Here is a 26,542-nt window from a genome sequence, read left to right as displayed (position 1 = left end):
GCAGACATCATGACGACCCAACTTGCCGCCCAGCCAAGCGCCATAGCAACTGACCAGCCACTGCCCCGCCCCTGTCATTGGGGTGGGGTCTTCGCGATGACGCTCTGCGTCTTTGCCCTGATCGCCTCGGAGTTCATGCCCGTCAGTCTGCTCACGCCCCTGGCAACGGACCTTCAGGTCAGCGAAGGCATTGCAGGACAGGGTATCGCCATATCTGGGGCGTTCGCCGTGTTGACCAGCCTGTCGATAACCAGGCTGGTCGGGAGCATGGATCGCAAGACACTCCTGCTTATCCTGACCGTCCTGATGGCGATCTCCGGTGCTGTTGTGGCGCTTGCGCCGAGCTTCACCCTCTACATGGTAGGGCGAGCGTTGTTAGGCGTGGTTATCGGCGGTTTCTGGTCAATGTCGGCGGCCACGGCCATGCGCCTGGTGCCCGATGATCAGGTGCCCAAGGCGCTGGCTATCTTCAACGGTGGCAATGCCCTGGCCACGGTGATCGCGGCGCCGCTGGGCAGCTACCTGGGCTCGGTAATCGGTTGGCGGGGGGCGTTCCTCTGCCTGGTTCCGGTAGCAGTCGTCGCACTGGTCTGGCAGTGGTTAAGTCTGCCTAGCATGAGGCCCTCGATGCGAAAGAGTCCTGCACTCAGTGTTTTCAAGCTGCTCGGGACTCGTTCGGTGGCGTTCGGCATGGTGGCTTGCGGATCCTTCTTCATGGGGCAGTTTGCGCTGTTCACCTACCTGCGGCCCTTCCTCGAAACGGTGACACTAGTCGATACCACCACCCTGTCATTGATCCTGCTGGTTATTGGCGTAGCCGGTTTGGGGGGATCGCTGTTGATCGGCTCATGGCTGAAAAAGGGCCTATATCGCACGTTGACTGCTATTCCAGTGCTCATGGCGGTCATTGCTCTCGCGTTGATCCCCACCGGCGGCTGGGTCGTTCCAGTGACGATATTGCTGGGCCTGTGGGGGCTGATGGCCGCGGCTGCGCCTGTTGGTTGGTGGAGTTGGATTGCACAAGCTATGCCCGATGATGCCGAGGCAGGTGGAGGACTGATGGTAGGTGTGGTGCAGTTTGCTATTGCTTCGGGCTCAACACTGGGCGGCTGGTTGTTCGACCACAGCGGCTACCAGAGCACCTTTACTGCAAGTGCAGCCATTCTGCTGCTTGGCGCTGCTCTTACCGCTCTGGCCATGCGTGCGCAGGCGGTTCAGCCAGCTGGAGAACGGCGTCTTCAAGATGATTAACATCAGCCAACACTTCTGCCTCTCGGGCGTTCGGTTATGCCTGCTGTTAATCCTCAGTGAATGCACATTCGCGGAGACAAATTTGAAGGAGGATCGTATGTGGATGACCATTGGGGAACAGCGCATCGCAATCACCCTCGACGATAGCGAGACCTCACGGGCACTTGCACAACTATTACCCCTTACCCTGAACATGAGCGAACTCAACGCCAACGAGAAATATGCAAGCCTGCCGCAACGGCTGCCAACCCGCGCAGTAAGGCCCGGCACGATCCGCAATGGTGATCTGATGCTGTACGGCACAGATACGCTGGTGATTTTCTACCAGACGTTCGAGTCAACCTACTCCTACACCCGGATTGGTCGTGTCGATAGCCCCGATGAGCTAGCTGAAGCGTTAGGCCGGGGCGATGTGACTATTCACTTTTCTGTGAACTAAGAGCGGCGCAAAGCAAGCACAGTGAAGGTCTACTTTTGGCCGACACCTGCCCGTTGCGACCGACGACTCCCGGCCAAAAGCTGCCTATCGCGAATAGTAGCTAATTTCTTTAACGTGCAGTAACAGCCAGTTAAAACATGTTTCAAAAATAGGATTCTGTATAGCCTCAACTGTGCCGTCAGCAGCACTTCTGCCTGGGCAATCAATTCTCTACCCGTACGTTGCGGTACATCTGCAAGCGCGAGGCTTCGTGCAGGCCTCGACTCAGTGCATTTAAGCGCTGAAATTCTTGCGGGTGGGCATCGGCCACATTGTCACGCGGGGTGGGCGAATGCAGGTCGTGCAGGGTCGGCGAGCTGCCGTCATGGCGCATTTGCAGCAAAAAGTCCTGGGTGACGGCGCCGATGATCGGAAAGCTGCCTTCCTGCAGCACCAGCGGCACCACGCGTTCGCCCTCGGGTGCCGGCATTTGAATATCACGTCCCAACGCACCGCTGGTAAAGGGAATGCCGAGTAAACCGGCCATGGTCGGCAATAAGTCCGCCAGCCCGACAGCTTCGTCAAACTCACGCGGAGCCAGCCACTTGGGGGCGTGGATAAGCAACGGCACGTTGTTGCTTTCCAGCCCCAGTTGCTCAAAGGCCGGGGCCATGTGCGGGATCTGGCTGATGCGGGTGTTGTGGTCGCCGAAGAGCACGAAAATCGTGTTGTCGTAGAAGCCCTGCTCCTTGGCCAATTCCATCAGGCGGCCAATGTTGAAGTCGAGCAGGCGCACGGCGTTGAACTGTTCCACGCTGCGTGAACCCGCTTCTTGCACCTGCTCCAAGGGCAGGTCGATGGCTTGAAAGCCGTCATTGTCCTTGGGGATGGTGAATGGCCGATGGTTACCCGAGGTTTGCAGGTAGGCGAAGAAGGGTTTGTCCTTGGGCAAGGCACCGAGGATGCGCGTGCTTTCCTTGAAAAAGTCGAGGTCGGAGATACCCCACACATCCACTTGCGGCGACTGCCAATGGCGCTCTTCGTAGAGTTGCACGCCGTCGATGCTCTGCCGAATCAGGCCATTGATATTGGCCCAGCCGGCATTGCCGCCGATCATGTAGAACTTCTCGTACCCCTCTAGGTTGTTGATCAGGGTGTGCTGGCGGGCAATGAACGGGTTGCGCGTGGCGGTTTCTTCACGCGACACATCGGGAATGCCGGTGATGCTCGCCCACACGGTTTTTGCGGTGCCGGTCACCGGCACATAGAAATGGCGGAAGAACCAGCTGTCCTGAGCCAGGCGATCCAGATTCGGCGTGGGGTTGAGCGGGTTGCCATACGCGCCCACGGCACTGGTGCCCAGCGATTCAAGCATGACAAAAACAATATTGGGCGGCCGCTCGCTGCTCAGGCGGTGTGGCTGCACGCCTTGCTCACGGACGAAATTCAGCGCCTTGCGATCGCGCGCGGTCACGCCCAGGTAATCGGCCACCACCTCATAGTGCTCACGGGTGGCCGCCTCATCAAACGCGACGGGTTCCAGCTTGAGGGTGTCGTAGAAAAACAGCGCCGGATTCAGGCCCACGGCCGCTACCTGGCTGTTACCGCTGTAGAAGGCATCACTCCAGCGAAGTGGCACCGGGTTCTCCAGGTTCAGCGCAGCGGCACGGCCGAGCAAACCAAAGAACACCAGCACACCAACCAGCGCCGCGCCACCCAGCGCCGGTAATACGCCGACGTGACGCATTTGCGGGCGATCCAACGTGGCGCGTTCCAGACGCAACAGGGCATACAGCCACAGCGCCACACCGGCAAACCAGGCCAGCGTGATCCAGATCACCGGGTAGGTTTGCCAGAGCATGCCCGCCGATGTTTGCGCATCACCGGCAAAGCGCAGCACGGTGGCGTTCAGGCGTACGCCCAGGTAGGCGTAGTGACCAAAGTCGATGATGTACAGCAGACCCAGCGCCGCAATGGCCAGGCCCAGATAGCCGCGTACTAACCAACGAAATGCGCGAAAGCGCGCCAGACGCAGCTTGGGCAGGGCCAACAGCACACCCACCGGCAGCATCAACAGCAGCGCCAGGCGCAGGTCAAAGCGCAGGCCGATGCCCAGGGTGCGCAGCACCTCCGGGTCGGTCACCTCGGGTAACCCGGAGAAGCCCAGCAGGAAGATTGCGCGCAGGCTGGCAAACAAGCCAAACAACAATACCGTAAGGCCGACCAAAAAATGCAGTCGACGCGATCCTAACCAACTCATGCGGCAGTCCTTGTGTCAGAGACGAGCGCAGCACGGCCGCGACTCAGTAGCGTGCGCAGGCCCAGGGCCAGTAATGCGCCGAGGCTGTAGAGCGCCAGGTAAGGGTCAATCAGGTAGTCCCAATAGTTTTCCGAGGCATTGAAGCGCAAGACAAAGGCCAGGGTCGCCAGCAACAGCGCCAGCGCACCCAACCAGCTGCGCAAGACGATGAGGATCAGGCACAGCGCCCCCAGCACCAGCAGCAAGGGGCGCGGCTCAAAGCCGGCTTGATACGGGTCGCTGTAGCTCAGCCCCAACGAAGCCGGGTACAGCAGCAAAGCCAACGCGGCAAACAAGCCCAGCATCATCAGGCGGTCACGCGCGGCCGGCGCAGGCAGGCCAAAACGGCCCAGTCCGGCGCAACCCAGCAGGACCAGGCTGCTGATGGACAGATCGCCCATGTAGGTGCGCAATTGCAGGGCCAGGGTCAGGCCTTGCAGGGGGACCAGGCTCAGGCCAACAGCGGCGACTAACGTGCCCAACAGCCACGGCCGACCAGGGCGCAGGCGCGACAGCAGGAGAAACACCAGCAGGGTAAAGGCCAGATGCGGCAGCCAGAAATCAGTCATGGACGACGCTCCGCCAGCCAGGCTTCGTTAAAGGTCAGGTATTTGATGAACATGTCGTTCCAGGAATAAACCAAGTGGTAATTCCCCTCTTCATCACGGGTGAAGTAGGGGTACTCGTAGTCAAAGTCACACCCCTTGCTGCCGCACATGCGTGCCGTCACGCGTTCGAGAAAGACCGCTTCACGGTCGGCAAACCGCGTACCGCCGCTTTCACGGAACTTCTGCAGGATGACCGACGGGAACTCCGCCTGCGGAATCGGCTCACCCCAAGGGTTGGGGCTTTCGTCCAACTCACCGAGGGTGCGCCAGTTGTCCAGGTTGCTGTCGGTGGCGTAGAGCGTCAGGCGGAATCGGCCGTCTTCCAGATCGTTCATCGCCACCAGCAAGCTCCCATCAGGACGCCCCACTGCGGCTACCGACGAATTGGGGTTGCTCGGCTCCAACGCATGGGGCTTGCTCCAGGTGCGCCCGCTGTCTTCGGTGCGACTGGCGAGCAGACGATGGTTTTGTTCGCCTGAATAGCGGAGCAGCGCCACAGCACGGTGCTCATCGAGCGGCACTACGCTGGGCTGTAAGGAATAACGTGCCTTGCCAATGCGGTACTTGCCTTGCACATGGCCAGCGGCGGTCAGGTGCAGGTACTCGGGGAATTTACCGAGAAACTCGTGGTAGACCGGCAGACCGATGCTGCCGTCGGTGTGAAACACCGGCGCACCGCGCACCAGGGTGCTGATATTGAGGAAAGGCGTGGTGACCAACTGCCGCGGCGTGGACCAGGTTTCACCCAGGTCGTCCGAGACCATGGCATTAACCGCACTGCCGGCCCAACCGCCAATTGAAACGGAGACATAGAACAGCCAAAGGCGGTTGTCCGGGGCCAGACTGATGACCGGGTTACCCAGTTTGCGGATGCGCTTGCCAACGGCCTGCTCGGTGCCTTTACGGGTTGCCAGCACGCGCTCAGGGCTCCACTGCCCGGTTTCGGCGTCAAAGCGCGCGGAGCGGATCTGGACATCTGCCGACCCTTCACGGGTACCGGCGAACCAGACCGCCATCAAATTACCGCCACCCAGAGCGGATATAGACGCCGAATGAACGAAGTCCTCCATGTTGCTGGACGCAAGGTGCGCCACGAATTCAGGAGTGGAGGAAGTTAACGCGGTGCTAGTGCTAAGAACAAAACCCGCCATGGGTTGCGACGGCTCAGCTCTCCAAGCAAAGAAAAAGACCGCCACGGCTGCGCCAAGCAATACCGGGACTGCAAAAGTTCTGATCATGATTTAAGCATCGCTTTCGGGATTGATTTCAGCTACTGGTGTTCCATCGACGGGGTTGGAGTAAACTTCAATTTTCCTTCCCGATTTATCAAATCCGTAAATTTCATAACAATTACCGGGCGTGATCAAAAACTTGGTGATCTGCACGCCCCGATCCTTCATGTACTCACGAAAATCTGACTCATTCATCCAAGTCGAGCGATCTGTATTTGAGCATTGCACGTCTGCCAATGCCGGCCCCGCAAGCATGAACAATGTTGGTAACAGAAGCCGACGCAGCACTTTGTGATCGATTTCGAACATATTCTGCATCCTTTTTTACTCTAGAAGACCAAGGCGTGAACGGCGCGTATGTTGACATCGAGTAAGGTCACAGCGAACTGGTTGATCATTATTTGTTACAGATCACTCGTACCCTCAGTCACACTAAATAACAGGGAGCAGACCACGACATTGCTGCTGTCGAAATTCAGCTCCAGATTGACTTTGCCAGTCGTGACCGTCCGCTCCTGGCCGTTTTCAGCCATTCACGAAATGCTGAAAACCAATAGAAATTGCCCGTCGTTAATTACCGAAGAACTGACAGCCACAAGCGGACGTGGCATAGCGTAGGCTGATAAAATCACCTGATACTTCTTTACCGGCATCTTCAATGCAGCAAACTATTCCCCTTTCCCGCCGTTTTTCCTGTGCACCCATGATGGATTGGACGGACCGTCACTGCCGCTTTTTCCTACGCCAGTTGTCCAAGCACGCCTTGCTGTATACCGAGATGGTCACCACAGGGGCGATCCTGCACGGAGATACCGCACGCTTTCTGCGCCACAGTGTGGCTGAGTACCCGCTGGCTCTACAGTTGGGCGGCAGCGTAGCGGCAGATCTGGCAGCCTGCGCCAAGCTGGGCGAGGCTGTCGGCTACAGCGAAATCAATCTGAACGTCGGCTGCCCCAGTGACCGCGTGCAGAACAACATGATCGGCGCCTGCCTGATGGGCCATCCACAACTGGTCGCCGACTGCGTGAAAGCCATGCAGGATGCGGTGGATATCCCGGTAACGGTGAAGCACCGCATTGGTATCAACGGCCGCGACAGCTATGCCGAGCTGTGCGATTTCGTCGGCACCGTGCGTGATGCCGGCTGTCGCAGTTTTACCGTGCATGCGCGGATAGCCATATTGGAGGGCCTCTCGCCCAAGGAGAACCGTGAAGTGCCGCCGTTGCGCTACGATGTAGCGGCGCAGCTCAAGCAGGACTTCCCCGAGCTGGAAATCATCCTCAATGGCGGCATCAAGACCCTTGAGGACTGCCAGCAGCACCTGCAAACCTTCGATGGCGTGATGCTGGGCCGCGAGGCGTACCACAACCCTTACCTGCTGGCCCAAGTGGACCAGCAGCTGTTTGGCTCAACGAGCGCAGTGCTGAGCCGTTTCGAGGCCATGCAGAGCATGCGTGGCTATATCGCCGCGCACCTGGCCGAAGGTGGCAGCATGCACCACATCACCCGCCATATGCTCGGCCTGGGCCAGGGCTTTAATGGCGCGCGGCGCTTTCGCCAACTGCTCTCTGTGGACATTCACAAGACCAACGAACCACTGGCGCTGTTCGATCAAGCGGCGCAATTGCTGCAAGGCCGCTGACTCGGGTAAGGTCGGTGCATCTGCAACGACAAGGCTGTGTCATGACCTCCAAGCTGGATCAACTCAAGCAGTTCACCACCGTGGTCGCCGATACCGGCGACATCGACGCCATCGCCCGCCTGAAGCCGGTTGATGCCACCACCAACCCTTCCCTGCTGCTTAAAGCCGCTGCCATGCCTGGTTACAGCGCACTACTGAAAAGCGCAGTGACTGCCGGCAAAGGCGACCTAGGCCTGGCCTGTGACCATTTTGGCGTCGCTGTGGGCGCTGAAATCCTCAAGATCATCCCGGGCCGCATCTCTACCGAGGTGGATGCCCGGCTGTCCTTCGACACCCAGGCCACACTGCAGCGTGCCGAGCGCTTGATTGGTCTGTACGGAGAGGCCGGTATTGGACGTGAACGCGTACTGATCAAGATCGCCTCGACCTGGGAAGGCATCCGCGCCGCCGAGCAGCTGGAAAAGGCTGGTATTCAGTGCAACCTGACGCTGCTGTTCTCTTTCGCCCAAGCTCAGGCCTGTGCAGATGCCGGTGTGTACCTGATTTCGCCCTTCGTCGGGCGTATCTACGACTGGTACAAGAAGGCCGAAGGCCGTGATTTTGTCTGCGCAGAAGACCCCGGCGTGCAGTCGGTTACGCGCATCTACAACTACTACAAAGCCAACGCCTACCAGACCGTGGTGATGGGCGCGAGCTTCCGCAATATCGGCCAGATCGAACAACTGGCTGGCTGTGATCGCCTGACCATCAGCCCCGAGCTGCTGCAGCAACTGGCCGATGATCAGCAACCACTGGCGCGCCTGCTCAGCCCTGGCAAAGCTGCCGAAGCCAAGCAGAGCCTGAGCGAAAGCCAATTCCGCTGGGCGATGAATGAAGACGCCATGGCCACCGAAAAGCTGGCCGAAGGCATTCGTCTGTTTGCCCGCGATCAGGAAAAGCTGGAAAAACTGCTCACCGCTCAAGCCTGAATGGCCTGAAAGCAAACGGGGCGCTCAATGAGCGCCCCGTTTTTTTAGCCACTCGAATCAATGATGCTCGAGGGCATTGACCAGGTCATGGAAGGCTTCGCGATTGGACTCATTCAACCCCATGAGAATCCGATGGGCTTCCAGCACCTTGGCACGCACAAGCTCTTCTGACTGATCCTGAGACGGCAGGTCGTCCAGACAATCCGGGCACGGCACCGGCGTATCGACAATATTGAAAACCTGATCAAACCCCATCGACTGCAGCAGGCGTGTGATATCGGCGTGTGTCGTTACCACTGTTGGCAACAGGCCAATTTTCTGCCGCGAGAGTATCGACAACTTGGCCAACAGCCCGAGGGTCGTGCTGTCGATACTGCGAGTTTCGGTGAGATCAATCACGATGGCTGAGAAATTCAGCGCCGTGAAAATTTTCTCAATGGTTGCATCCAGTGCCGAACACAGCGTCAGGCGCACTTCACCGACAAACTTCAAGATGAAGGTACCGTTTTGTTCGGCAAACTGGATTCGACCGGGGCTTATCCCAGGGTTCATGCAAGGTTCCTGCTTAACACCAGCAAGGCGATATCATCCGGCATATCCCCCAGATTGGCCAGCCCAAAAGCCTTGCGCAAGCCATCCAGGGTGCCGCCCGCAGAACTGATCAGCTGCGGCAACAGGGTTTCCTTGTCTTTCAAGGTATCGCCCGGGAGTAGATCGAGGATGCCGTCAGAGAGCAGCGTCAAGCTGAAGGCCTCCGGCAGTTCCAGTTCCAGATCGTTATATTCAGCCTCGACAAACAGCCCAACCGGGAGGCCGCGGCCTTCCAGGTAACGCGCCTGGCCGGCGCTGTAGAGTACCGGCAGCGGTAGATGACCGCCAATGCTATAGGTCAGACGGTTGTTGACCTGGTCGATCACACCGCCAAGCATGGTCACGTGCTTGCCCAGCTTGCAGTTGAGCAGACCACGGTTGATATGACCGAGCACTTCAGAGGGCTTGAAATCCGGCAGGTTGCCGCTGCGCCGCGACTCATAGAGCAAGCGTGTGGTCATAAACTTCAACAGCACGGTGATAAATGCCGAAGAAGCGCCATGCCCGGAAACATCGGCCAGATAAAAAGCGATACGGCTGTCATCGACGCGGAAATAGTCGACAAAGTCGCCCGACAGGTACAGCGACGGAATGATCTGATGCGCGAAGTTCAAGCCATCGGCCTGCCACGGCGTCACCGGCAGCATGTTCATCTGCACCTGGCGACCGGCGTTCTGATCCTCCTGCAACAGGTGCAGGCTGGCTTGGAGTTCGCGATTGGCGGTTTCCAGCTCGTCGCGGTAGCGCTGGTTTTCCAGACGCAAGTTGGCGCGGTCCAGCGCACGACGCACGGAGTGTTCAAGCACGGCGAGATCCGCCAGCGGCTTAATCAGGTAATCCGCGGCGCCTAGACGCAGGGCCTCTACGGCATCGCTCATCACGCCTGCACCGGACACCACGATCACCGGGGTTTCAACCTGCAGGGCGTTGATGCGGCGGATCAGTTCAAGACCGTCGACTTGCGGCATGCGCAGATCGCAGATCACCAGATCCGGCGACTCGGCATGAAAGACTTCCAGCCCCTGCAAGCCATTGGCGGCCTGCAGCACATGAAAACCACTGTCTTCCAAGTAGGCTGCGAGGCTCGCACGCACTACGTCGTCGTCATCGATAATCAGCAGCGTGGCACTGGTTTTGTGCATGAGGTATCCAGGCAAACTGCGCCGGGTATGGGTTGGGTTTAGTGCGTGAGGGCCGGAGCTTACACGCGCGAACTCGGCTTGCTTTAAGGCGCAGACGGTACTCCCATCCGTTATGCGATTCAAGCGTACGCCGGTCGTCGCAACACGACTTTACACCTCAAATCGGCCAAGGTTATAAGAGCTGCAGGACAACCCCCATAACAAGAGGAAAAAGCCCCATGAGCCAGAATGATCGTGCCTACAGTGAGAAACGCGATTACATCCGCATGCGGCTAGAAGCACCTGTGACCCTGCACCACGATGGCAAGGAGATTCCTGCCCTGTGCCTCGACCTTTCCAGCACCGGCATGCAGCTGGAGGCCGAAAGCGCAGTGAAGACGGGCGACAAAGTGCGTGTACACATCGCGTCGGAGCATAACGAACTGCGCGGCCTGGACGCGCAAGCCGAAGTGATGCGCGTCAGCACCTTGGAAGACGGCCGCCAGGCATTAGGCTTGGCGATTATTTCCATGAACTGACACGTTCCAACAACAAAAAGGCGGCCCTCAGTGGCCGCCTTTTTGTTGTTTGCCATTCATGCTTGGACGTTGCAGAGAGCGCTGAGCAATAAGGAACGGCTTCAGGCCGTTTGCATGGACATCAGCGACTCAGAAGTCGTCCTCGACCTCACCATCGCGCACTTTGAATTCGCGATTCTGCAGATAGGCATTACGAATAAAGATGTACTTGTCGCCGCTGACCATACGCTCGGCTTTTAGCAAGTTGGCCCGCAGGCTCACAGCTTCAACCCCGGTCACCACATTGCGGGTCGGGACGTGGTCGATGTGCATCGGCGCAGTCAACATCGAATCAGGAACACGGCCAAACGTATCACGCACGGTGCTTGGCCCAAGTAGCGGCAGCACCACGTAAGGGCCACTGCCCAGCCCCCAAGCGCCTAGCGTTTGACCGAAGTCCTCATCACTACGCTGCAGCCCCATCGGGGTCGCCACGTCGAAGAAACCCAGCAAGCCGAAGGTGGTATTGAAGATCAAGCGACCGCTGTCCACGCCGGCGTTATGCAACTTTCCCTGCAACAGATTGTTAGCCAGATTGCGTAGATCGCCGATATTGCGGAAGACATTACTGACACCGTCTTCAACAAGTTGCGGCGCCACAGCCTGATATCCCTGGGCCAGCGGTTTGAGGGTATAGGCATCAACGTTGTCGTTGACCTTGAACATAAAGCGGTTGTAACCCTGCCAAGGGTCTTCTTCGTTGGCTTGCGCCAGTGCAGGCAGCAAGAGCACGCCGGTACAGGCAATCAACAGGCTCAGTCGTTCAATCCAACTCGCACCGGTTACACGCATCACAGTCGCTCCTTGAAAATGCTTAGACGGCCGCAGGCCGTCAAATCAGGCCGAGCAGTATAAGGCGGCAGCCCACTAAATAGGCAGCATAGCGGACGATCAAATAGCTGAAAATCTTACTGGCTGTTGCCATACCACTCAGCATTCAGCGACAACACGCAAAGAAATAAAAGCCTTCATCTGCTTGTAACCTGGGACCGTTAACTTGGACTAGACCATTTTCAAGGACGGCCCATGCAAACGCCCACCACCTCGCCCGCCTTCAATGCCATTCTGTTTAGCCTGTCCGGCTGCCTGGTGGACTTTGGCGCTCGCACGGCCCCTCTCACCCTGCAACGCCTGTACCCGACCGCGGTAAACCTATCGAATCTGCCAAACGCTCTGGGTCGCGAACCGGAGCCAGCAGAGTGGCTGACATACCAGCAAGCACTGTGCGAGACCGCACGCGCACAGGCTGAAGCCACAGCATCTGCCCTGCCCTTGCTTGAACAGCTGCGCCAGCAAGCGGTGCCCTGTGCCTGGTTAGATGAACTGCCGCGCGATGCCAGCATCAGCCTGGCGGGTGCACTCCCAGAATGGCTTCCTGGTTTCCCGCCCCACCGCCATCGCCCATGGCCAGCTCCAGATGCCATCTGGCTCAGCCTGATGGCCATGCACGTTGATAAGGTTGAAGGCTGCGTACTGGTCAGTGGTGAACCGCGCCTGCTGCAAGCCGCGCTAAACGCCGGCATCTGGACCATAGGTTTGGCCATCAGTGGCCCATTATGCGGCCTGGCACTGGCTGACTGGCAAAGCCTGCCAATGGGCGAGCGTGATCGCCTGCGCAGCCAAGCCACCCTGAGTCTTTACCGCCTTGGCGTACACTCGGTCATTGATCAACTCAGTGACCTACCCACCTGCCTGGCGGACCTCAGCCTACGTCGGCACAAAGGTGAAAAACCTTGAAACAGCGCGCTAGGCCTGTATTGCCCGACACTTGATCCAAAGCAAGCAAAGCCCTCCGGCTTGGATTAACCTGAAGACTTGCCGAACCTTTCGCCCCCGCGCAAGGTCAGTCAATCAGTTGATCATCAAAGGGAGAACCTCATGCCTGCAAGCCGCCTGCAGCAACAACTGCAAGACCTGCGCGACCAACTGGCCGAGCAACCACCACTGACTGAAGAAGAACGTGCTGAACTGTTTGTACTGACTCAGGAAATTGAACTGCAGTTGGCCCGCCAGGCTGCAGCTGCCCCTGACGCAACCCTGATCGACGGGGTCAACCTCGCAGTGGAGCGTTTCGAAGCCAGCCACCCGACCCTCGCAGGCACCCTGCGTAATATCGTGCAGAGCCTGGCCAATATGGGTATTTAAACGCATGTAGCACTAACGAAAACCCCAGCACTTAGCTGGGGTTTTGCATTACTGGCGCACCAAACGCTGATTATCTGGGCTGATGGGCCCGCTGCTGCGATAGGGATTGATATCCAACCCGCCACGGCGCACATAACGCGCATACACCATCAGGTGCTCAGGCTTGAGCAGGCGCTGCAAGTCGAGAAAGATTCGCTCCACGCACTGCTCGTGAAAATCCGCATGCTGGCGAAAGCTCACCAGGTAGGCCAACAGGCTGGCGTGATCCAACGCCAAGCCACGGTACTCCACTACCAGCGTGCCCCAATCCGGCTGGCCGGTGACCGGACAGTTGGATTTGAGCAGGTGACTGTGCAGACTTTCCTCGACCACTCGCACGACATCACAGCGCAGCAGTTCCGGCTGCGGCTGCGCATAGTTGCTGATGGCTACATCCAGCTCGTCAATGCAGGTCCCAGGCGCAGCCAGCAAACCTTCGGCCGTCACCTCGGCCAGACTGCGCACACGCACGCCAACCGGTTTGCCGGCAGCTGCCGAGAGGTCCTGTACCAGCACCGTCACCAGTTCGTCAGCGCTACTGAACACTGACTGGTTCAGCGAGTTGAGGTACAGCTTGAAGGATTTCGACTCGATGATATTGGGCGAGTCGGCGGGAATGGCGAACTCGCCCATGGCCACCACCGGCTTGCCCGACGGCAACAGCCAGGACAACTCGAAACAGTTCCAGAAATCCACGCCCTGATACGGCAGCGTCTCGGCGCTCAGGCCCAGCTCGGCCCATTTCGCGGCACGCGGAATCGGGAACAACAAAGACGGGGTGTAGGTAGCGATGTATTCGCTGGATTTGCCCAGTGGCGAATCTTCGGCGGCGGGATGCATGGAGAAAACCTGGCTAGTCGAGACGCGGCGATTGTATACAATTTTCAAAGCAGATTCAGTGTGGCAAGACCGATGTCGGCCTTGCCACAGCAGCATCAGGCCAGCTCAGCCACTACCGCTGCCAGCGCCTGGGCGGGATTGGCAGCCTGGCTAATCGGGCGGCCGATCACCAGATAATCCGAGCCTACATCCAACGCCTGACGCGGAGTCAGAATACGGCGCTGGTCATCCTGGGCGCTGCCGGCCGGACGAATCCCCGGCGTCACCAGTTGCAACGCCGGGTAAGCGAGCTTCAACGCTTGCGCTTCCTGAGCCGAACACACCAGGCCATCCAGACCGGCCTGCGCCGCCAGCCCAGCGAGACGCAGCACCTGCGTCTGTGGCTCTAGATCCAAGCCAATACCGGCCAAGTCCTCGCGCTCCATGCTGGTCAGCACGGTGACGCCGATCAACAACGGCTTGACCCCGGCGAGCTTGTCCAAAGTCTCGCGGCAAGCCGCCATCATGCGCAGGCCGCCCGAGCAGTGCACATTGACCATCCACACGCCCATCTCGGCCGCTGCCTTAACAGCCATGGCAGTGGTGTTGGGAATATCGTGGAATTTCAGGTCGAGAAACACCTCGAAGCCCTTGCCGGCCAGCACGTTGACGATCTCCGGCCCGCAACGGGTAAACAGCTCCTTGCCCACTTTTACCCTGCACAACTTGGGATCAAGCTGATCAGCCAATGCCAGCGCGGCATCACGGGTCGGGAAATCCAGGGCAACGATAATTGGGGTCTGGCAAGCGGACATGGGCGGGCTCTCGGGCAAGACAAATTCGGCGCGCATTGTAGCGGATGCGCCGCAGGCTTGCCGCTCCGGTGATCCGCCCGCGTCGATACGCTAAGACAACGCCTAAACCACAAACGGCTAGCAGCGACTTGGCAGGCGCCACTGCCTCTCATCGAGCGTAATTAGCGCCTGCCCGTTGACCCAAGCGTGTTTGCACTCGAACAGCACGCTGTGGACGATTTTTAGCCACCGGAACTCAAGCCCAGACGTTCACAGCCTCGGCATGTAGCCGTCCGCCAATCAGCGCGCCAGCGGATCATCCCAGAATGAACGTTCGCTTTCCTGGATAACATCCGCACGGCTTAAACCCAGATCCTTCAACGCTGCATCATCAAGCATCGCAAGGCGCCGCCGCTGCTCGGCCAACTGCCACCAGCGGGCAAACTGGCGACCAAGCGCACGCAGTATTTCAATCGGCCGACGGCTCTTTAAGCGCCCAGCACTGGCTATTGCATAACCTTTTTGACCTTTCATCTCGTCGCCCTCCTTGTGGGGTTGGCGACAGTCTCGCGCTCGACTTATGATCAATCCAACGAATGTTACTTATGCAATGCATCTCGGAGATTGATGTATGGCCAGTTACCCGAGCATCGACAGCGAACTGCTGCGTACCTTTGTCGCGATTGCAGATCACGGTGGCTTTACACGCGCAGCGGAAATGGTCAACCGCACCCAATCAGCGGTCAGCATGCAGATGAAGCGCCTGGAAGAAGACGTGATGCAGCGTCCACTGTTCATTCGCGACGGACGCCAGTTCAGCCTCACAGCCGAGGGCCAGCTGTTGCTGAGCTATGCACGGCGTATTCTCAAGTTGCACGCCGAGGTGATGAACAGCATGCGCGAGCCGCATATGGTCGGCACCGTGCGCATCGGCACCCCGGACGACTATGTGATGCGCTTTATGCAGGGCATTTTGGTGCGGTTCGCCCAGTCCTATCCGCTGGTGCAGGTCGAGCTGCACTGCGAACCGTCCTTCCAACTGCTGCAGCGCCAAGACCTCGACTTGACCATCGTCACCCGCGAGCCAGGTACCGAAATCGGCCAGCTGTTGCGCCAGGAACACCTGGCCTGGGCGCAAGCGCGCAACGCCAACCTGCATGAGCTAGAAACCCTGCCGCTGGCGATGTTCAACTCGCAGTGTTTCTGCCGTTCCTGGGCCTGCAACGGCCTGGAAGCGCTGGGGCGTAACTTCCGCATTGCCTACACCAGCCCCAGTCTGTCGGCGATCATGGCAGCGGTCAGCGCCGGCCTGGCGATTACCGCCCAGCTGCAAAGCCTGATCACCCCAGACTTGCAGATTATTGGCGAGGCCGAAGACATGCCGGCCCTGCCCTCTGCCAGCATCGTGCTGCTGCGCAACAGCAATACGCAAACCCAGGTCACCGAGACTCTGGCCGAACAAATCGTCGAAGGTTTCAGACTTTAAGCGCGAGCAATACCGCGCAAAGCAGCAGAAAACCGGCAAATAGGCCGCGCAATACCCGCTCCGGCAACGCATGCGCGAACTTCACCCCCCAGCTGATGCTCAACAACCCGCCCAGCGCCAAAGGGGCGCCCAGCAACCAGTCGACGTGATCATGCGCGGCATAAGTGGCCAGGGTGACCGCAGTGCTCGGCGCCGCCAGCGCCAGAGAGAGCCCTTGCGCGACCACCTGACTGGTGCCGAATACGGTGGTCAACACAGGCGTTGCTAAGACAGCTCCGCCCACACCGAACAACCCACCAAGCAAACCGGCGCCGCTGCCCAATAGCGTCAACCAAGGCCAGGGATAACGCATGCCCACAAACAGCATGGCAGGCTTGCTGTACAGCCGAGAGAGGTTGTAGACCGCCAGCAACACCAGGAAGACCACGAACCCATGGCGCATGCGCTCGGCGTCCACAGTGACTGCCCAGCCAGCTCCCAGCACGGCAAATATCAGGCTGGGCACCGCCAGGGCCAACGCATGCCGCCAGTCGATACGGTTGCGCTGGTGATAACGCCACAGCGCCAAAAGTACATTCGGCACCACCATCACCAGCGCCGTACCCTGAGCCAGCTGTTGATCCAGGCCAAACAACACGCCGAGCGCCGGAATGGCGATCAGCCCACCGCCAATCCCAAACAGACCGCCAAGAGTGCCGAGGGCCAGTCCGAGCAGAAGGTTCAAGGCAAAATCGAGCAAGGTCATCGGTAGGCTCCAGAATGAAGCTGTACAGCCTAATTATTCGCCACTAGCCGCGAAACGCACAGCAACGCAAAATGGCTATGCATATAACGCACAGCAGACCTTGACCATGAACCCCGATAGCCTGACCGACCAACTCAGCCTGTTTCTCGATGTGCTGGAAACCGGCAGCTTTTCCGCCGCAGCCCGGCGACACCCGCTAACGCCCTCGGCTGTGGCACGGCGCATCGATGCCTTGGAACGTTCGCTGGGCAGCAACCTGTTCAGCCGCAGCACCCATGCCGTCCGCGCCACCTCCGCCGGCCTGGCGTTTGCCGAACGGGCCAGACGCATTCTTGCCGAGTTACATCTGGCCCGTGCCGAAGCCGTATCGCTGAGCAGCGCGCCGGAAGGGCTGATCCGCATCGACGCCCCAGCGCCGTTCGGCCGGCGCCATCTGGCCCCAGCGATTGCAGAGTTTCTGGTCGCCTATCCAGGGCTGGATGTGCAACTGCGCCTGATCGACAGCTTCGTCGATCTACATGGGACACACCTGGGTGAGGTCGACCTGGTGCTGCGCATCGGCCCCCTTGCCGACACTCGTCTGGTCGCAACGGCGCTATCGCCGATGGTCCGGGTCGTCTGCGCCAGCCCCGACTACCTAGCGCGGCGCGGCGTACCGCGCAGCCCTGATGAATTGCTGGAGCATGATGGTCTCGACTGGGACAGCCTGGCACCGCCTTATGCCTGGCGCTTTGAACAGGATGGCAAGCTGCAACTGTGCCGCCCCAAGCGCCTGCGCATGACTGCCAACAATGCCGAAGCTCTGTTGTTCAGCACCCTCGTCGGCTTGGGCATTGCGCATCTACCAACCTGGTTGATAAGCGACTATTTATTGCGTGGTGAATTACGGCCGCTGTTCTGTGAAAACGGCCTGCCGGCGCCCGAACCCAGCGGTATCTACGCCCTGCGTCTGGAGCGTGAAACCGACTCGCGCAGCCGCTTGTTGCTGGAGTTTCTCAAGGCCCGCTTCGGTCCAGTAGCGCCATGGGACCTGGCACTGCAAAGCGACCTGCAACGTGGCTAAAGGCTGATACAGCAAGCATAAAAATAGTCGGAAGCCTTGATCAGCATCGCGCAGCGACGACCCAAAGACTGGCCGCCCTGGATGGCTGGCCATAAAAAAGCCCGACACTAGGTCGGGCTCTTTCTTCTCGCCGTTAAAGCCGATCTTAGACCGGGGCTTTAGCGCGGGATTTGTACTCACCGGTACGGGTATCGATTTCGATCCAGTCGTCGATGTTGCAGAAGTCAGCAACTTTGATCTCGGTGCCGTTGCTCAGCTTAGCTGGTTTCATCACTTTGCCAGAAGTGTCGCCACGGGCGGAACCTTCGGTGTAGGTGATCTGGCGAACGATGGTGGTCGGCAGGTCAACCGAAACCACTTTACCTTCAAAGAATACGGCTTCGCAGACGTCAGTCATGCCATCGACGATGTACGGCATTACGCTTTCCAGATCGTCTTTGTTCAGCTCGTACTGGTTGAACTCTTGGTCCATAAAGACGTAGTTCGGCTCGCTGTAGTACGAGTAAGTCACGTCTACGCGATCAAGGATCACCGGCTCCATTTTGTCGTCGGCTTTGTAAACAGTTTCAGTCGAAGAGCCGCTCAGCAGGTTCTTCAGCTTCATTTTAACGATGGCGCTGTTACGACCGGACTTGGTGAATTCGGCCTTCTGGATCAGCCAAGGTTGGCCGTCAATCAGGGCCACACTGTTGGGCTTCATTTCTTGTGCGGTTTTCATACGAATATCCGGGTTTGGATGGAATTACAAAATTCTTGGCCGCATATCATAGCCAATTTAGGTAAAACTTCACCAGCGCCTCGGCAAGATCGGCCTGAGAAGCCCGTTGCAGACACCACTGCTCGGCGTGTGTCTGCTGCTCTGGCCAGCTTTGTAGCAGCTCATTCCAGCTTTCTTTGACCGACTGACCGGTATTCCAGGCATGCCACAGCTCGACCAAGGCAGGCTGTCCATCCGCTGACAAACCCGCTTTATAGTGCACAAGAAACGCATCAAGCTTTTCCAGGTGGATGTCATCAGCCTGCTGGTAGATGTGCCAGAGCAGCGGCCGGCCAGCCCATTGCGCACGCACAAAGGAGTCCTCGCCGCGCACCGCATTGAAATCGCAACTCCACAGCAACCGGTCGTACTGGTCCTGCTGGATAAACGGCAGCACCTGGATATGCAGCTGACCGCGCTGTTGCATATCGCCAGTGCGCAAGGCTGAGCAACCGAGCCACGTTTGCAGGTGCTGCAGAATGCGCCCTTCCGGCACAAGCAGCTGGTTGATCTGGATATCGGCAGCCAGAACGTCCAGCCAACTGGCCAACGCGGCGTTCTCATAGGCAAACAGCGAAATCAGCCGCGCGCCGGGCAATGGCATTACGCCGATACTGCGCAAAAATACCTCGCGAGCACCGCTGTCCGCCTGAAACGCACGTCGCTGCTCAAGCAAATCACGTTCGCGCAACAAACCGCCGCTGCCGGCTGTAAACCCAGGAAAGAAGAAGAACTTCGACAAGCCGTTGGACTGCAGGGATGGCAAACCGTGGCAGCCCTCAACCCACTCCTCAGCGCTCAGGTATTCAAGGTTGAGCCAAAGCGGTTTCTGCGCACGCCTTGCCATCGCAGCTATATAAGAAGCGGGCAACTCACACGCAAAAGCCTCGATCACCACATCAGCGGGTTCTACTGCCTGCCAATCATCGCCCCACCAGCAGACTTCGGCGCCTTGCTGGTGTTGTCGTAGCGCGGCCACATCGGCCTGCGGGCACAACCGCGCAAACGCACTCAAATCATCCACCCACAGCCGCACAGCCAAGCCATGCTCGGCCACTAACTGTCGAGCCAAGCGCCAGGTCACCCCAATATCGCCGTAGTTATCGACAACGCTGCAGAAAATATCCCACGTGGGGCGCATGGGTGGCTCCGTTATGTAGTGCACTCACCTTAAAGACAGCCAAGCCTTCAGCAAATGCCAGAAACGAAAAAGCCCGACACAAGGTCGGGCTTTTCGTCAATCAATCTGGCGGTGAAGGTGGGATTCGAACCCACGATACGATTTCTCGTATACACACTTTCCAGGCGTGCTCCTTCAACCGCTCGGACACTTCACCGGGTCTCGACACGCATTGCTGTCTGTCGAGGCGCGCAAATGTAGCCGAACAGCCCGCCAAAGGCAAAATCTTTTTTCAAAAGATTCATGTGCTTATGCCAAATGCTGGTCCTCGGGGGAGGACTTAGCGGGATTGGGTTCAAATCGGTGTTGGCCGAACAGAATAAAGCCAAGCGAGATAAACAGGCTGAAAGCAAACAAGCCAAGCACGCCTACAGGGTTTTGGCTGCGCGGCTCAGTGGCCAGCCAGAGCAGCCCGAACAATAGCAGCAAGGCCAATGCAACGCGCCAGCACCTGAAACAGAGGGTTAAACCACGCATAGCGTCATCGCTCATGAATAAAGCGTCGACGTTAGCGGTGCATCCGCACAGCCGACCAATTGTCGATCTTGATCAAGGTCATAGCTGAAGCAGCCGCGCTCACTGACCAGCCAGTCAGCCATCGTGCTTTACCTGGCCAGTGCGGATGAGTAACGTCTGCTGCACTTCAGCACAAGGAACCCGACCATGAGCGACCTGATCAGCTACCAACTCGACGATGGCATTGCCACCCTGACCCTGTGTAATGGCAAGGTGAATGCCATCTCCCCGGATGTGATCACCGCTTTCAATGCGGCTCTGGATCGCGCCGTGCAGGACAAGGCCATCGTTATCATCACTGGCCAGCCGGGCATTCTGTCGGGCGGCTACGACCTCAAAGTGATGACTTCCGGCCCGCAAAATGCCATCAACCTGGTGGCTTCCGGCTCCACCCTGGCGCGCCGCATGCTTGCTCACCCCTTCCCGATCATCGTCGCTTGCCCAGGTCATGCGGTCGCCAAGGGTGCCTTTATTTTGCTCTCGTCCGACTACCGTATCGGCGTTGAAGGCGCGTTCAGCATCGGTCTCAACGAAGTGCAGATCGGCATGACCATGCACCACGCTGGCATCGAGCTGGCCCGTGACCGCCTGCGCAAATCAGCCTTCCACCGCTCGGTGATCAATGGCGAGATGTTTGACCCGCAAAGCGCTGTGGATGCTGGTTTCCTCGACAAAGTAGTACCAGCCGAACAGCTGCACGCCACGGCCCTGGCAGTTGCCCAGCAGATGAAGAAAATCAACATGACGGCGCACAAGAACACCAAGCTGAAAGTGCGCAAGGCGCTGCTCGAAGCCCTCGACCAAGCTGTCGAGCTGGACAAACAGCACATGGTGTAAACGCATCGCGCAGCACCAGGAGCCCGGCCTTTGCGCCGGGCTTTTTGCATTTAATGGCTAAACAGTGGCAAACCGGCAAGCAATCTGCCCAGGCTGTATTACTTTTAATGAGTATGGCCAAGGAGCAGAGGCACTCACCAATCGATTCGAAATTGCCGCCGGGAGCGTGTTATGAAGATTGCCCACAAGGTTGGTCTGGCCGCGGCCATCGTGTTGTTCCTCACCACCAGCCTGCTGTCGCTGGCGCAAGTCACCCAGGTTCGCGCCACCCTCCAGAGCCAGGTGGCTGCCAGCATTGCAGAATCAAGTAACGCACTCGCCAGGCAGATCGAGAACTGGCTCAACGCCAAGCTCAAGTTGATGGACCTGATGGCGCAAAGCATCGACAGCAACTACAGCCCCGAAGAAACCCAGCGCATCGTCAACACACCAATGTTGAAGAACGAATTCATCCTGGTCTTTGGTGCCCTGCAAAGCGATGGCAAGCCGATCAAGAACAGCGATGAATGGAAGCCCGCCCCTGAATGGGATGGTCGTCAACGGCCCTGGTACGCGACGGGTAAAGACGGCACACAAGCCGTACTGACCGAACCCTATGTGGATTCCACTACGGGTGAAATCCTGATTTCTGCCGTTACGCGCATCACCAATGCCGGCGAATTTCTAGGGGTAATGGGCGGTGATATCCGCTTGAAAACTGTGGCGGATGCCGTCAACACCCTGGATTTCAACGGCGCCGGCTACGCCTTTCTGCTCACGCGCAACGGCAACATCATTTCCCACCCCAACACCGAGCTGAACGGTAAAAGCTACAGCGAACTATTCGACGGTCAGAGTCCTGCGCTGAACAAGGAGCTGCAGGAAACCAGTGGCGGCGATAAGGACCTGCTGGTGTCTTTCACCCCGCTGCCTAACCTCAAGGGCATGGACTGGTACATCGGCGTGGTGCTGGATAAAGGCATCGTTATGGCCGAAGCCAATGCCCTGAGTTGGCGCGCGGTGATCGGCACCATACTGGGGGTGATCATCAGCCTGATCGTGCTGGGTGTGCTGATGAACAACCTGCTCAAGCCCCTCGACCATCTGCACAACTCTCTGCATGAGGTAAACAGCGGTGAAGGCGACCTGACTCGTCGCCTGCCCGCCACCGGCAACGATGAAATTGCCCTGGTCTCCAAGGAGTTCAACAGCTTCCTGCAAAGCCTGCAGAGCTTGATCAGCGAGGTGATGGGCAGTTCCAGGCAGGTGCGTGAAAGCACCACACTGACCTCCAGCGAAGCCAACCAAGCGGCCAATCGCTTGCAGCAACAGCTGCAGGAGCTTGATCAGCTGGCCACCGCCATGCAGGAAATGGCCTCCACCGCCGAAGAAGTGGCGCGTAATGCACAGGCTGCGGCACAAGCCGCGCTGGCGGCCAACGAGGAGACTGAAAATGGCGTACGCGTGGTGTCGCGCTCTACCGAGGCGATCAAACACCTGGCCGATGAAATGGACGAGACCAGCCACGCGATTAACGAATTGGCCAAGCTTAGCCACAACATCGAATCGATCCTGTCGGTGATTACCAGCATTGCCGACCAGACCAACCTGCTTGCCCTTAACGCCGCTATTGAAGCGGCACGCGCCGGTGAATCCGGCCGTGGCTTTGCCGTGGTGGCTGATGAAGTACGCTCGCTGGCCTCACGTACCCAGCAGTCGACCCAGGAAATCCGCCAGATGATCGACCAGCTGCAATCCGGGGTGAAACAGGCCGAATCGCGCATGCAGCAGAGCCGCGACACTGCCAGCAAAACCGCCGAAGAGGCCGGCGCGGCCAACGACATGCTTGGGCGCATCAGCGATGCCATCACCCGTATCAACGACATGAACCTGCAAATCGCCACCGCTGCCGAACAGCAGAGCGCTACTACCGAGGAGATCAACCGCAACACCACCAATATCCGCGACATCAGCCATGAAGTGGCCGCCGGCGCCGAAGAACAGGTGCGTCAGTGCGCCGTGATGGTCGAGCAGGTCGGCCAGCAAGATCATCTGCTCGGGCGTTTCAAGGTCTGAGTTTCCCGACATCGGGCGGCACCTTCGCGTGCTGCCAGCGCTAATCGATAAAGCGATTGGGCATACTCGTCGCGTGGCTCCTTTGCCTGGCCTTGCTTAGCAAGCCCAAGGCACAAGCGCACTGATGTGTATATCAATGATCGCCTGTCGATTCTCTGGAAGCTGCAGCAGATGCGCAGCGAAGACATCTTTGTCAGCAGTGGGCTGAACTGGTTGGTTGAAAGCCCTACTCTGTCCAGTGAACACGGGTCACATGGGCTATACACGTATCAATGAGCAGGCCTAACCCTATAGACAGGACTTTATGCAGCAGCTGGATCAAGCCTTGGTAGCTCTTGAGCACGATGGCGGCATCATCCGCATGGCACATGCGTTACGGCTCGGTTGACCTGCTACCTTCCACGGGCAGCGGCTCTAACAATGGCGCAACAAGCGGTAACGACCTCTGATCAGCATCAATTGCCGAAAGCAGTGCACGCCCGTACACTGCGCGCCTTTTTCCTATGACGGGCGTACCAAATGCTTTTTCTTCTGCGCATGCTGGCGATGGGCGTGCACTTTATCCTCGCCGGCATCCTGGGTCTGCTGCTTGGCATCTGCCGCCCGTTCAATCCGGATAACAGCCGCTTGTGCGCACGCCTGTACAGCATTCCGGCGCAGTGGCTATTGCGCTGGAAGTTGAAGACCGATGTACAGCCACTGCTCGACCATCAGCGTTCCTGCGTGATCGTCGCCAACCACCAGTCCAACTATGACCTGTACGTGCTCGGCCGCGTGGTGCCCAAACGCACCGTAAGCATCGGCAAAAAGAGCCTGAAATGGGTGCCATTCTTCGGTCAACTCTACTGGCTGGCAGGCAATGTCTTGCTCGATCGCGGTAATGCCGTGCGCGCCAAGCAGGCCATGCTCACCACCACTGAGACGCTCAAGCACAAAGACACCTCGATCTGGGTGTTCGCCGAAGGCACCCGCAACCTGGGCAAAGGGCTACTGCCATTCAAGAAAGGTGCCTTTCAAATGGCCATTGCCGCTGGTGTACCGATTATTCCGGTGTGCGTCAGCACCTACGTTAACCACCTGCACCTCAACCGCTGGAACAGCGGCGAAATCATGATCCGCTCACTGCCTGCCATTCCTACGGCAGGCCTGACGCAGGATGATCTGCCACAGCTGATCGACACTTGCCGCACGCAGATGCAACAGTGCATCGACGCCATGGATCAGCAACTCAGCCAACGCGCCTGAGACTGCTCGCTGCACCTACATAGCCCAGCCAAGTGCTGGGCTTTTTCTTGCTGGCAGTACTTCACATCGTCCACTGGCAGCGACTAAGCCGCTAAGCTGCGTGCTGAGTTCACCACCAATAAGAGAGATTTTATGGGTCGCGTTGTGGCTGCCGCCGTGTACAGCAAGGGCAAAAAAGTCACCACTATCAGCCTCGACGAAGGTAAACCATGGTCGAAAAAACCGGGGCACTTCGTCTGGATTGGCCTGCATGACCCCTGCTCCGAAGAGCTGACCAGCCTGCAGCAGCAATTCGACCTGCATGAACTGGCGCTGGAAGACGCCCTGCAGCGGCACACCCGGCCCAAGCTGGAAACCTTCGGCGATGCGCTGTTTCTGGTGCTCTACTCGCCCATCCGGGTCAACGACGAACTGACTTTTGTCGAAACCCAGCTGTTTGCCGGCAGCGGTTACATCATCAGCGCCCGTTACGGCGAGTCCGCGCCCTACTCGCAGGTGCGCCAACGCTGCGAGGCGCGCCCGCTGCTGCTCGAACACGGCGAAGACTTCGTGCTCTACGCCCTGCTCAGCTTCGTGATCGAGAACTACCGCCCGCTGATGGACAGCTACCACAGCGAGCTTGAGGAGGTGGAGCAGCACGTGCTGAAAAACCCGCTGAGCCAGGCCGATGTCGAGCGCATTCAGGGTTTGCGCCGAGATCTGCTCCGCCTGCGTCGCTACATCGGGCCGCTGGCGGAAATCTGCCAGGAGTTGCAGCGCCTAGAGTTTCCGTTTATCGACAAGAACATGCGGCCCTACTTTCGCGACGTGGCGATTCACGTCAACCGCCTGCTGGAAGACCTAACCGCCCTGCGCGAAATGGCTGATCACGCCATCGAAATTGGCTTGCTGCTGGAGTCCTCACGGCAAAGCGTTACCCAGCGCAAGTTCGCCGCCTGGGCCGCGATTCTGGCCTTCCCCACGGCGGTAGCCGGAATCTACGGAATGAACTTCCAAAACATGCCGGAACTGACCTGGCACTACGGCTACTTCGGGGTACTCGGACTGATCACCACCGGTTGTGCTGGACTCTTCATCAGCTTCAAACGCTCCGGCTGGCTGTAATCATCGTCTGGAAGGATTTTTAACGCTGCGCAACGGCGGCCCGCACGGTGGCGCTCATGGATGACACGCCATAAAAAAGCCCGGTCACTGACCGGGCTTTTTTACACAAACGTCGCTTATTCGGCCAAACCGGCACGGCCCTGGGCGACAAAGCGCATCATCCATTCAGCCACGGTGTGGCCCTGATGATCGCGCTGCAGGCTGTCGACGCCCTTGGAGTAGGTCGGCTCACCAATGTGCTGCTGGCGCAGATCGAGCAGCGCGCGCGAATAGTCATGCACGAACTCGGGGTGGCCCTGGAAGCACAGCACCTGATCACCGATGCAGTAGGAAGCAATCGGGCAGAACTCGCTGCTGGCCAGCAACGTGGCTTTTTCCGGTAGTTGGGTCACTTGGTCTTGATGACTGATCAGCAGAGTCAGGTCTTCCAGATCAGGGCTCATCCAGGTTGGCTTGTTCGCCATACGGTACTGATGAATGCCTACACCCCAGCCCTGCACCGCCCGCTCAGCCTTGCCGCCCAGCAACAGCGCCAGCAGCTGATGGCCGAAACACACGCCGAGCAGCTTGTCGCCCCGGTTGTAGCGCTCCAGCAGATAGGTTTTAAGCGTCTGGATCCAGGCATCGCTGCCGAAGGAGTCTGCCTTGCTGCCCGTCACCAGATAGGCATCGTAGCGCTCGCTGTCCGGCGGGTAATGCCCCTCCATCACGTTGTACACCTTGAACTCGGCAGCAATCGGCTGACGGGCGAACAATTGCTCGAACATACGGCCATAACTGTCGTATTGGTCGACCAATTCAGGGCGAAGAACATCGGTTTCCAGGATGCAGATCTGCAGCGGCATATGGGCGGTTACCTAGGGCGCAGGAGGGTTGTTTTTCCAGCGCGCAAGCGTGCCTGCTGACAGGCTGCAAGGCAATAGCCACGGGGCAAACCCGACCAATTACCCGAGCCCCATCAGCGCCCTCGATAGTCACCATAAGCACCATTCACTTCTGTCGATAGCGGCACGCGCAGATGATCTGGCCATCGGGCACTGCGCCCACCC

General features: G+C 58.5%; 28 protein-coding genes, 1 tRNA gene and 1 pseudogene. 14 read left to right on the top strand and 16 right to left on the bottom strand.

Features of this window, described 5'->3' with window-relative positions; genetic code table 11:
• Positions 1-9: 9 nt before the first annotated feature.
• Both CUR33_RS17525 and CUR33_RS17520 read left to right on the top strand, forming a co-directional pair.
• Positions 10-1,251 carry an MFS transporter gene (locus CUR33_RS17525; protein WP_289240438.1) on the top strand — a complete coding sequence of 414 codons (1,242 nt, stop codon included), beginning with the start codon at positions 10-12 and terminating at the stop codon, positions 1,249-1,251.
• 97 nt (positions 1,252-1,348) lie between these two features.
• Positions 1,349-1,690 carry a cyclophilin-like fold protein gene (locus CUR33_RS17520; protein ID WP_289240437.1) on the top strand — a complete coding sequence of 114 codons (342 nt, stop codon included), beginning with the start codon at positions 1,349-1,351 and terminating at the stop codon, positions 1,688-1,690.
• 202 nt (positions 1,691-1,892) lie between these two features.
• On the opposite strand, the gene CUR33_RS17515 is transcribed toward CUR33_RS17520, so the two are convergent.
• From CUR33_RS17515 to CUR33_RS17500, 4 genes are read right to left on the bottom strand one after another with little or no spacing between them, the layout of a single operon-like run.
• Complete coding sequence (locus tag CUR33_RS17515; RefSeq protein WP_289240436.1) at positions 1,893-3,929, bottom strand: LTA synthase family protein; 2,037 nt, start codon at positions 3,927-3,929, stop codon at positions 1,893-1,895.
• Complete coding sequence (locus CUR33_RS17510; protein ID WP_289240435.1) at positions 3,926-4,537, bottom strand: hypothetical protein; 612 nt, start codon at positions 4,535-4,537, stop codon at positions 3,926-3,928. The genes CUR33_RS17515 and CUR33_RS17510 overlap by 4 nt, the downstream gene beginning before the upstream one ends.
• Positions 4,534-5,814: a sialidase family protein gene (locus CUR33_RS17505; RefSeq protein WP_376752196.1), complete on the bottom strand. Its 1,281-nt coding sequence runs from the start codon at positions 5,812-5,814 to the stop codon at positions 4,534-4,536. The genes CUR33_RS17510 and CUR33_RS17505 overlap by 4 nt, the downstream gene beginning before the upstream one ends.
• A gap of 3 nt (positions 5,815-5,817) precedes the next feature.
• The gene (locus CUR33_RS17500; protein ID WP_289240434.1) at positions 5,818-6,117 is read right to left on the bottom strand and encodes a PepSY domain-containing protein; all 300 of its coding nucleotides are present in this window, start codon (positions 6,115-6,117) and stop codon (positions 5,818-5,820) included.
• Positions 6,118-6,466: 349 nt separating this feature from the next.
• On the opposite strand from CUR33_RS17500, the gene dusA reads away from it, so the two are divergent.
• Entirely contained in the window at positions 6,467-7,450 is a 984-nt protein-coding gene (gene dusA, locus CUR33_RS17495) for a tRNA dihydrouridine(20/20a) synthase DusA (RefSeq protein WP_289240433.1), read from the top strand.
• A gap of 41 nt (positions 7,451-7,491) precedes the next feature.
• Entirely contained in the window at positions 7,492-8,418 is a 927-nt protein-coding gene (gene tal / locus CUR33_RS17490; RefSeq protein ID WP_289240432.1) for a transaldolase, read from the top strand.
• Between the two features lie 57 nt (positions 8,419-8,475).
• On the opposite strand, the gene rssC is transcribed toward tal, so the two are convergent.
• Together rssC and rssB are read right to left on the bottom strand one after the other, a co-directional pair.
• Positions 8,476-8,958 carry an anti-sigma factor antagonist RssC gene (gene rssC / locus CUR33_RS17485; RefSeq protein WP_090251069.1) on the bottom strand — a complete coding sequence of 161 codons (483 nt, stop codon included), beginning with the start codon at positions 8,956-8,958 and terminating at the stop codon, positions 8,476-8,478.
• A gap of 8 nt (positions 8,959-8,966) precedes the next feature.
• Complete coding sequence (rssB, locus tag CUR33_RS17480; RefSeq protein ID WP_289240431.1) at positions 8,967-10,151, bottom strand: two-component system response regulator RssB; 1,185 nt, start codon at positions 10,149-10,151, stop codon at positions 8,967-8,969.
• 218 nt (positions 10,152-10,369) lie between these two features.
• Here rssB and CUR33_RS17475 point away from each other — a divergent pair, with 218 nt between their 5' ends.
• A complete protein-coding gene (locus CUR33_RS17475; protein ID WP_090247735.1) occupies positions 10,370-10,669 on the top strand; it encodes a PilZ domain-containing protein in 300 nt (99 codons plus the stop codon).
• A 129-nt stretch (positions 10,670-10,798) separates the two neighbouring features.
• Here the strand turns inward: CUR33_RS17475 and CUR33_RS17470 are convergent, their stop codons facing one another.
• Positions 10,799-11,500, bottom strand: coding sequence for an MlaA family lipoprotein (locus CUR33_RS17470; RefSeq protein ID WP_090247737.1), 702 nt, complete (start codon positions 11,498-11,500; stop codon positions 10,799-10,801).
• 234 nt (positions 11,501-11,734) lie between these two features.
• Here CUR33_RS17470 and CUR33_RS17465 point away from each other — a divergent pair, with 234 nt between their 5' ends.
• Both CUR33_RS17465 and CUR33_RS17460 read left to right on the top strand, forming a co-directional pair.
• Positions 11,735-12,445 carry an HAD family phosphatase gene (locus CUR33_RS17465; RefSeq protein WP_289240430.1) on the top strand — a complete coding sequence of 237 codons (711 nt, stop codon included), beginning with the start codon at positions 11,735-11,737 and terminating at the stop codon, positions 12,443-12,445.
• 141 nt (positions 12,446-12,586) lie between these two features.
• Positions 12,587-12,853: a DUF4404 family protein gene (locus tag CUR33_RS17460; protein WP_090247740.1), complete on the top strand. Its 267-nt coding sequence runs from the start codon at positions 12,587-12,589 to the stop codon at positions 12,851-12,853.
• A 48-nt stretch (positions 12,854-12,901) separates the two neighbouring features.
• On the opposite strand, the gene queF is transcribed toward CUR33_RS17460, so the two are convergent.
• From queF to CUR33_RS17445, 3 genes are all read right to left on the bottom strand, one after another.
• A complete protein-coding gene (queF, locus tag CUR33_RS17455) occupies positions 12,902-13,732 on the bottom strand; it encodes an NADPH-dependent 7-cyano-7-deazaguanine reductase QueF (protein WP_289240429.1) in 831 nt (276 codons plus the stop codon).
• 95 nt (positions 13,733-13,827) lie between these two features.
• The gene (gene pyrF / locus CUR33_RS17450; RefSeq protein ID WP_289240428.1) at positions 13,828-14,526 is read right to left on the bottom strand and encodes an orotidine-5'-phosphate decarboxylase; all 699 of its coding nucleotides are present in this window, start codon (positions 14,524-14,526) and stop codon (positions 13,828-13,830) included.
• A gap of 279 nt (positions 14,527-14,805) precedes the next feature.
• Positions 14,806-15,039, bottom strand: coding sequence for a DUF1127 domain-containing protein (locus CUR33_RS17445; protein WP_167140941.1), 234 nt, complete (start codon positions 15,037-15,039; stop codon positions 14,806-14,808).
• A 97-nt stretch (positions 15,040-15,136) separates the two neighbouring features.
• On the opposite strand from CUR33_RS17445, the gene CUR33_RS17440 reads away from it, so the two are divergent.
• Positions 15,137-15,991 carry a LysR substrate-binding domain-containing protein gene (locus CUR33_RS17440; RefSeq protein WP_289240427.1) on the top strand — a complete coding sequence of 285 codons (855 nt, stop codon included), beginning with the start codon at positions 15,137-15,139 and terminating at the stop codon, positions 15,989-15,991.
• On the opposite strand, the gene CUR33_RS17435 is transcribed toward CUR33_RS17440, so the two are convergent.
• The gene (locus CUR33_RS17435; protein ID WP_090247748.1) at positions 15,981-16,736 is read right to left on the bottom strand and encodes a sulfite exporter TauE/SafE family protein; all 756 of its coding nucleotides are present in this window, start codon (positions 16,734-16,736) and stop codon (positions 15,981-15,983) included. The genes CUR33_RS17440 and CUR33_RS17435 overlap by 11 nt on opposite strands.
• A 106-nt stretch (positions 16,737-16,842) precedes the next feature.
• Here CUR33_RS17435 and CUR33_RS17430 point away from each other — a divergent pair, with 106 nt between their 5' ends.
• Complete coding sequence (locus tag CUR33_RS17430) at positions 16,843-17,799, top strand: LysR family transcriptional regulator (protein ID WP_289240426.1); 957 nt, start codon at positions 16,843-16,845, stop codon at positions 17,797-17,799.
• A 145-nt stretch (positions 17,800-17,944) separates the two neighbouring features.
• Here the strand turns inward: CUR33_RS17430 and efp are convergent, their stop codons facing one another.
• From efp to CUR33_RS17410, 4 genes are all read right to left on the bottom strand, one after another.
• Positions 17,945-18,517, bottom strand: a complete 573-nt coding sequence (efp, locus tag CUR33_RS17425; RefSeq protein ID WP_090247751.1) for an elongation factor P — start codon at positions 18,515-18,517, stop codon at positions 17,945-17,947.
• A 46-nt stretch (positions 18,518-18,563) separates the two neighbouring features.
• Positions 18,564-19,697, bottom strand: coding sequence for an elongation factor P maturation arginine rhamnosyltransferase EarP (gene earP, locus CUR33_RS17420; RefSeq protein WP_289240425.1), 1,134 nt, complete (start codon positions 19,695-19,697; stop codon positions 18,564-18,566).
• 106 nt (positions 19,698-19,803) lie between these two features.
• Positions 19,804-19,893 (bottom strand) — tRNA-Ser (locus CUR33_RS17415).
• A gap of 92 nt (positions 19,894-19,985) precedes the next feature.
• The gene (locus CUR33_RS17410) at positions 19,986-20,228 is read right to left on the bottom strand and encodes a hypothetical protein (RefSeq protein ID WP_289240424.1); all 243 of its coding nucleotides are present in this window, start codon (positions 20,226-20,228) and stop codon (positions 19,986-19,988) included.
• 171 nt (positions 20,229-20,399) lie between these two features.
• On the opposite strand from CUR33_RS17410, the gene CUR33_RS17405 reads away from it, so the two are divergent.
• The 5 genes and pseudogenes from CUR33_RS17405 (at position 20,400) to CUR33_RS17390 (ending at position 25,493) form a co-directional block, all read left to right on the top strand.
• Positions 20,400-21,089: a crotonase/enoyl-CoA hydratase family protein gene (locus tag CUR33_RS17405; RefSeq protein WP_160084797.1), complete on the top strand. Its 690-nt coding sequence runs from the start codon at positions 20,400-20,402 to the stop codon at positions 21,087-21,089.
• 171 nt (positions 21,090-21,260) lie between these two features.
• Positions 21,261-22,286: pseudogene (locus CUR33_RS20845) on the top strand (cache domain-containing protein); the annotation flags it as partial.
• A 30-nt stretch (positions 22,287-22,316) separates the two neighbouring features.
• Positions 22,317-23,144: a methyl-accepting chemotaxis protein gene (locus CUR33_RS20840; RefSeq protein WP_372239939.1), complete on the top strand. Its 828-nt coding sequence runs from the start codon at positions 22,317-22,319 to the stop codon at positions 23,142-23,144.
• Positions 23,145-23,663: 519 nt separating this feature from the next.
• Complete coding sequence (locus tag CUR33_RS17395; RefSeq protein ID WP_090247790.1) at positions 23,664-24,389, top strand: 1-acylglycerol-3-phosphate O-acyltransferase; 726 nt, start codon at positions 23,664-23,666, stop codon at positions 24,387-24,389.
• Positions 24,390-24,521: 132 nt separating this feature from the next.
• Positions 24,522-25,493: a magnesium and cobalt transport protein CorA gene (locus tag CUR33_RS17390; protein ID WP_090247792.1), complete on the top strand. Its 972-nt coding sequence runs from the start codon at positions 24,522-24,524 to the stop codon at positions 25,491-25,493.
• A gap of 116 nt (positions 25,494-25,609) precedes the next feature.
• Here CUR33_RS17390 and CUR33_RS17385 read toward each other — a convergent pair whose 3' ends face one another.
• Positions 25,610-26,338, bottom strand: a complete 729-nt coding sequence (locus tag CUR33_RS17385) for an amidotransferase (RefSeq protein WP_090247794.1) — start codon at positions 26,336-26,338, stop codon at positions 25,610-25,612.
• Between the last annotated feature and the right edge of the window lie 204 nt (positions 26,339-26,542).

Source organism: Pseudomonas sp. FEMGT703P, from assembly GCF_002786345.1.
Lineage (GTDB): Bacteria > Pseudomonadota > Gammaproteobacteria > Pseudomonadales > Pseudomonadaceae > Aquipseudomonas > Aquipseudomonas peli.
This window is presented reverse-complemented; position numbering and strand designations above follow the sequence as displayed.

Coding starts and splice junctions, on each gene's coding strand:
- CUR33_RS17505 (WP_376752196.1), bottom strand. CDS start 5,814: ATGATCAGAACTTTTGCAGTCCCGGTATTGCTTGGCGCAGCCGTGGCG.
- tal (WP_289240432.1), top strand. CDS start 7,492: ATGACCTCCAAGCTGGATCAACTCAAGCAGTTCACCACCGTGGTCGCC.
- earP (WP_289240425.1), bottom strand. CDS start 19,697: ATGCGCCCCACGTGGGATATTTTCTGCAGCGTTGTCGATAACTACGGC.
- queF (WP_289240429.1), bottom strand. CDS start 13,732: ATGCATCCCGCCGCCGAAGATTCGCCACTGGGCAAATCCAGCGAATAC.
- pyrF (WP_289240428.1), bottom strand. CDS start 14,526: ATGTCCGCTTGCCAGACCCCAATTATCGTTGCCCTGGATTTCCCGACC.
- CUR33_RS17430 (WP_289240426.1), top strand. CDS start 16,843: ATGAACCCCGATAGCCTGACCGACCAACTCAGCCTGTTTCTCGATGTG.
- CUR33_RS17385 (WP_090247794.1), bottom strand. CDS start 26,338: ATGCCGCTGCAGATCTGCATCCTGGAAACCGATGTTCTTCGCCCTGAA.
- CUR33_RS17510 (WP_289240435.1), bottom strand. CDS start 4,537: ATGACTGATTTCTGGCTGCCGCATCTGGCCTTTACCCTGCTGGTGTTT.
- CUR33_RS17475 (WP_090247735.1), top strand. CDS start 10,370: ATGAGCCAGAATGATCGTGCCTACAGTGAGAAACGCGATTACATCCGC.
- CUR33_RS17465 (WP_289240430.1), top strand. CDS start 11,735: ATGCAAACGCCCACCACCTCGCCCGCCTTCAATGCCATTCTGTTTAGC.
- CUR33_RS17470 (WP_090247737.1), bottom strand. CDS start 11,500: ATGCGTGTAACCGGTGCGAGTTGGATTGAACGACTGAGCCTGTTGATT.
- CUR33_RS17395 (WP_090247790.1), top strand. CDS start 23,664: ATGCTTTTTCTTCTGCGCATGCTGGCGATGGGCGTGCACTTTATCCTC.
- CUR33_RS17405 (WP_160084797.1), top strand. CDS start 20,400: ATGAGCGACCTGATCAGCTACCAACTCGACGATGGCATTGCCACCCTG.
- CUR33_RS17410 (WP_289240424.1), bottom strand. CDS start 20,228: ATGAGCGATGACGCTATGCGTGGTTTAACCCTCTGTTTCAGGTGCTGG.
- CUR33_RS17520 (WP_289240437.1), top strand. CDS start 1,349: ATGTGGATGACCATTGGGGAACAGCGCATCGCAATCACCCTCGACGAT.
- CUR33_RS17445 (WP_167140941.1), bottom strand. CDS start 15,039: ATGAAAGGTCAAAAAGGTTATGCAATAGCCAGTGCTGGGCGCTTAAAG.
- CUR33_RS17435 (WP_090247748.1), bottom strand. CDS start 16,736: ATGACCTTGCTCGATTTTGCCTTGAACCTTCTGCTCGGACTGGCCCTC.
- efp (WP_090247751.1), bottom strand. CDS start 18,517: ATGAAAACCGCACAAGAAATGAAGCCCAACAGTGTGGCCCTGATTGAC.
- CUR33_RS17390 (WP_090247792.1), top strand. CDS start 24,522: ATGGGTCGCGTTGTGGCTGCCGCCGTGTACAGCAAGGGCAAAAAAGTC.
- CUR33_RS17440 (WP_289240427.1), top strand. CDS start 15,137: ATGGCCAGTTACCCGAGCATCGACAGCGAACTGCTGCGTACCTTTGTC.
- rssB (WP_289240431.1), bottom strand. CDS start 10,151: ATGCACAAAACCAGTGCCACGCTGCTGATTATCGATGACGACGACGTA.
- CUR33_RS17500 (WP_289240434.1), bottom strand. CDS start 6,117: ATGTTCGAAATCGATCACAAAGTGCTGCGTCGGCTTCTGTTACCAACA.
- CUR33_RS20840 (WP_372239939.1), top strand. CDS start 22,317: ATGGGCAGTTCCAGGCAGGTGCGTGAAAGCACCACACTGACCTCCAGC.
- dusA (WP_289240433.1), top strand. CDS start 6,467: ATGCAGCAAACTATTCCCCTTTCCCGCCGTTTTTCCTGTGCACCCATG.
- CUR33_RS17515 (WP_289240436.1), bottom strand. CDS start 3,929: ATGAGTTGGTTAGGATCGCGTCGACTGCATTTTTTGGTCGGCCTTACG.
- CUR33_RS17460 (WP_090247740.1), top strand. CDS start 12,587: ATGCCTGCAAGCCGCCTGCAGCAACAACTGCAAGACCTGCGCGACCAA.
- CUR33_RS17525 (WP_289240438.1), top strand. CDS start 10: ATGACGACCCAACTTGCCGCCCAGCCAAGCGCCATAGCAACTGACCAG.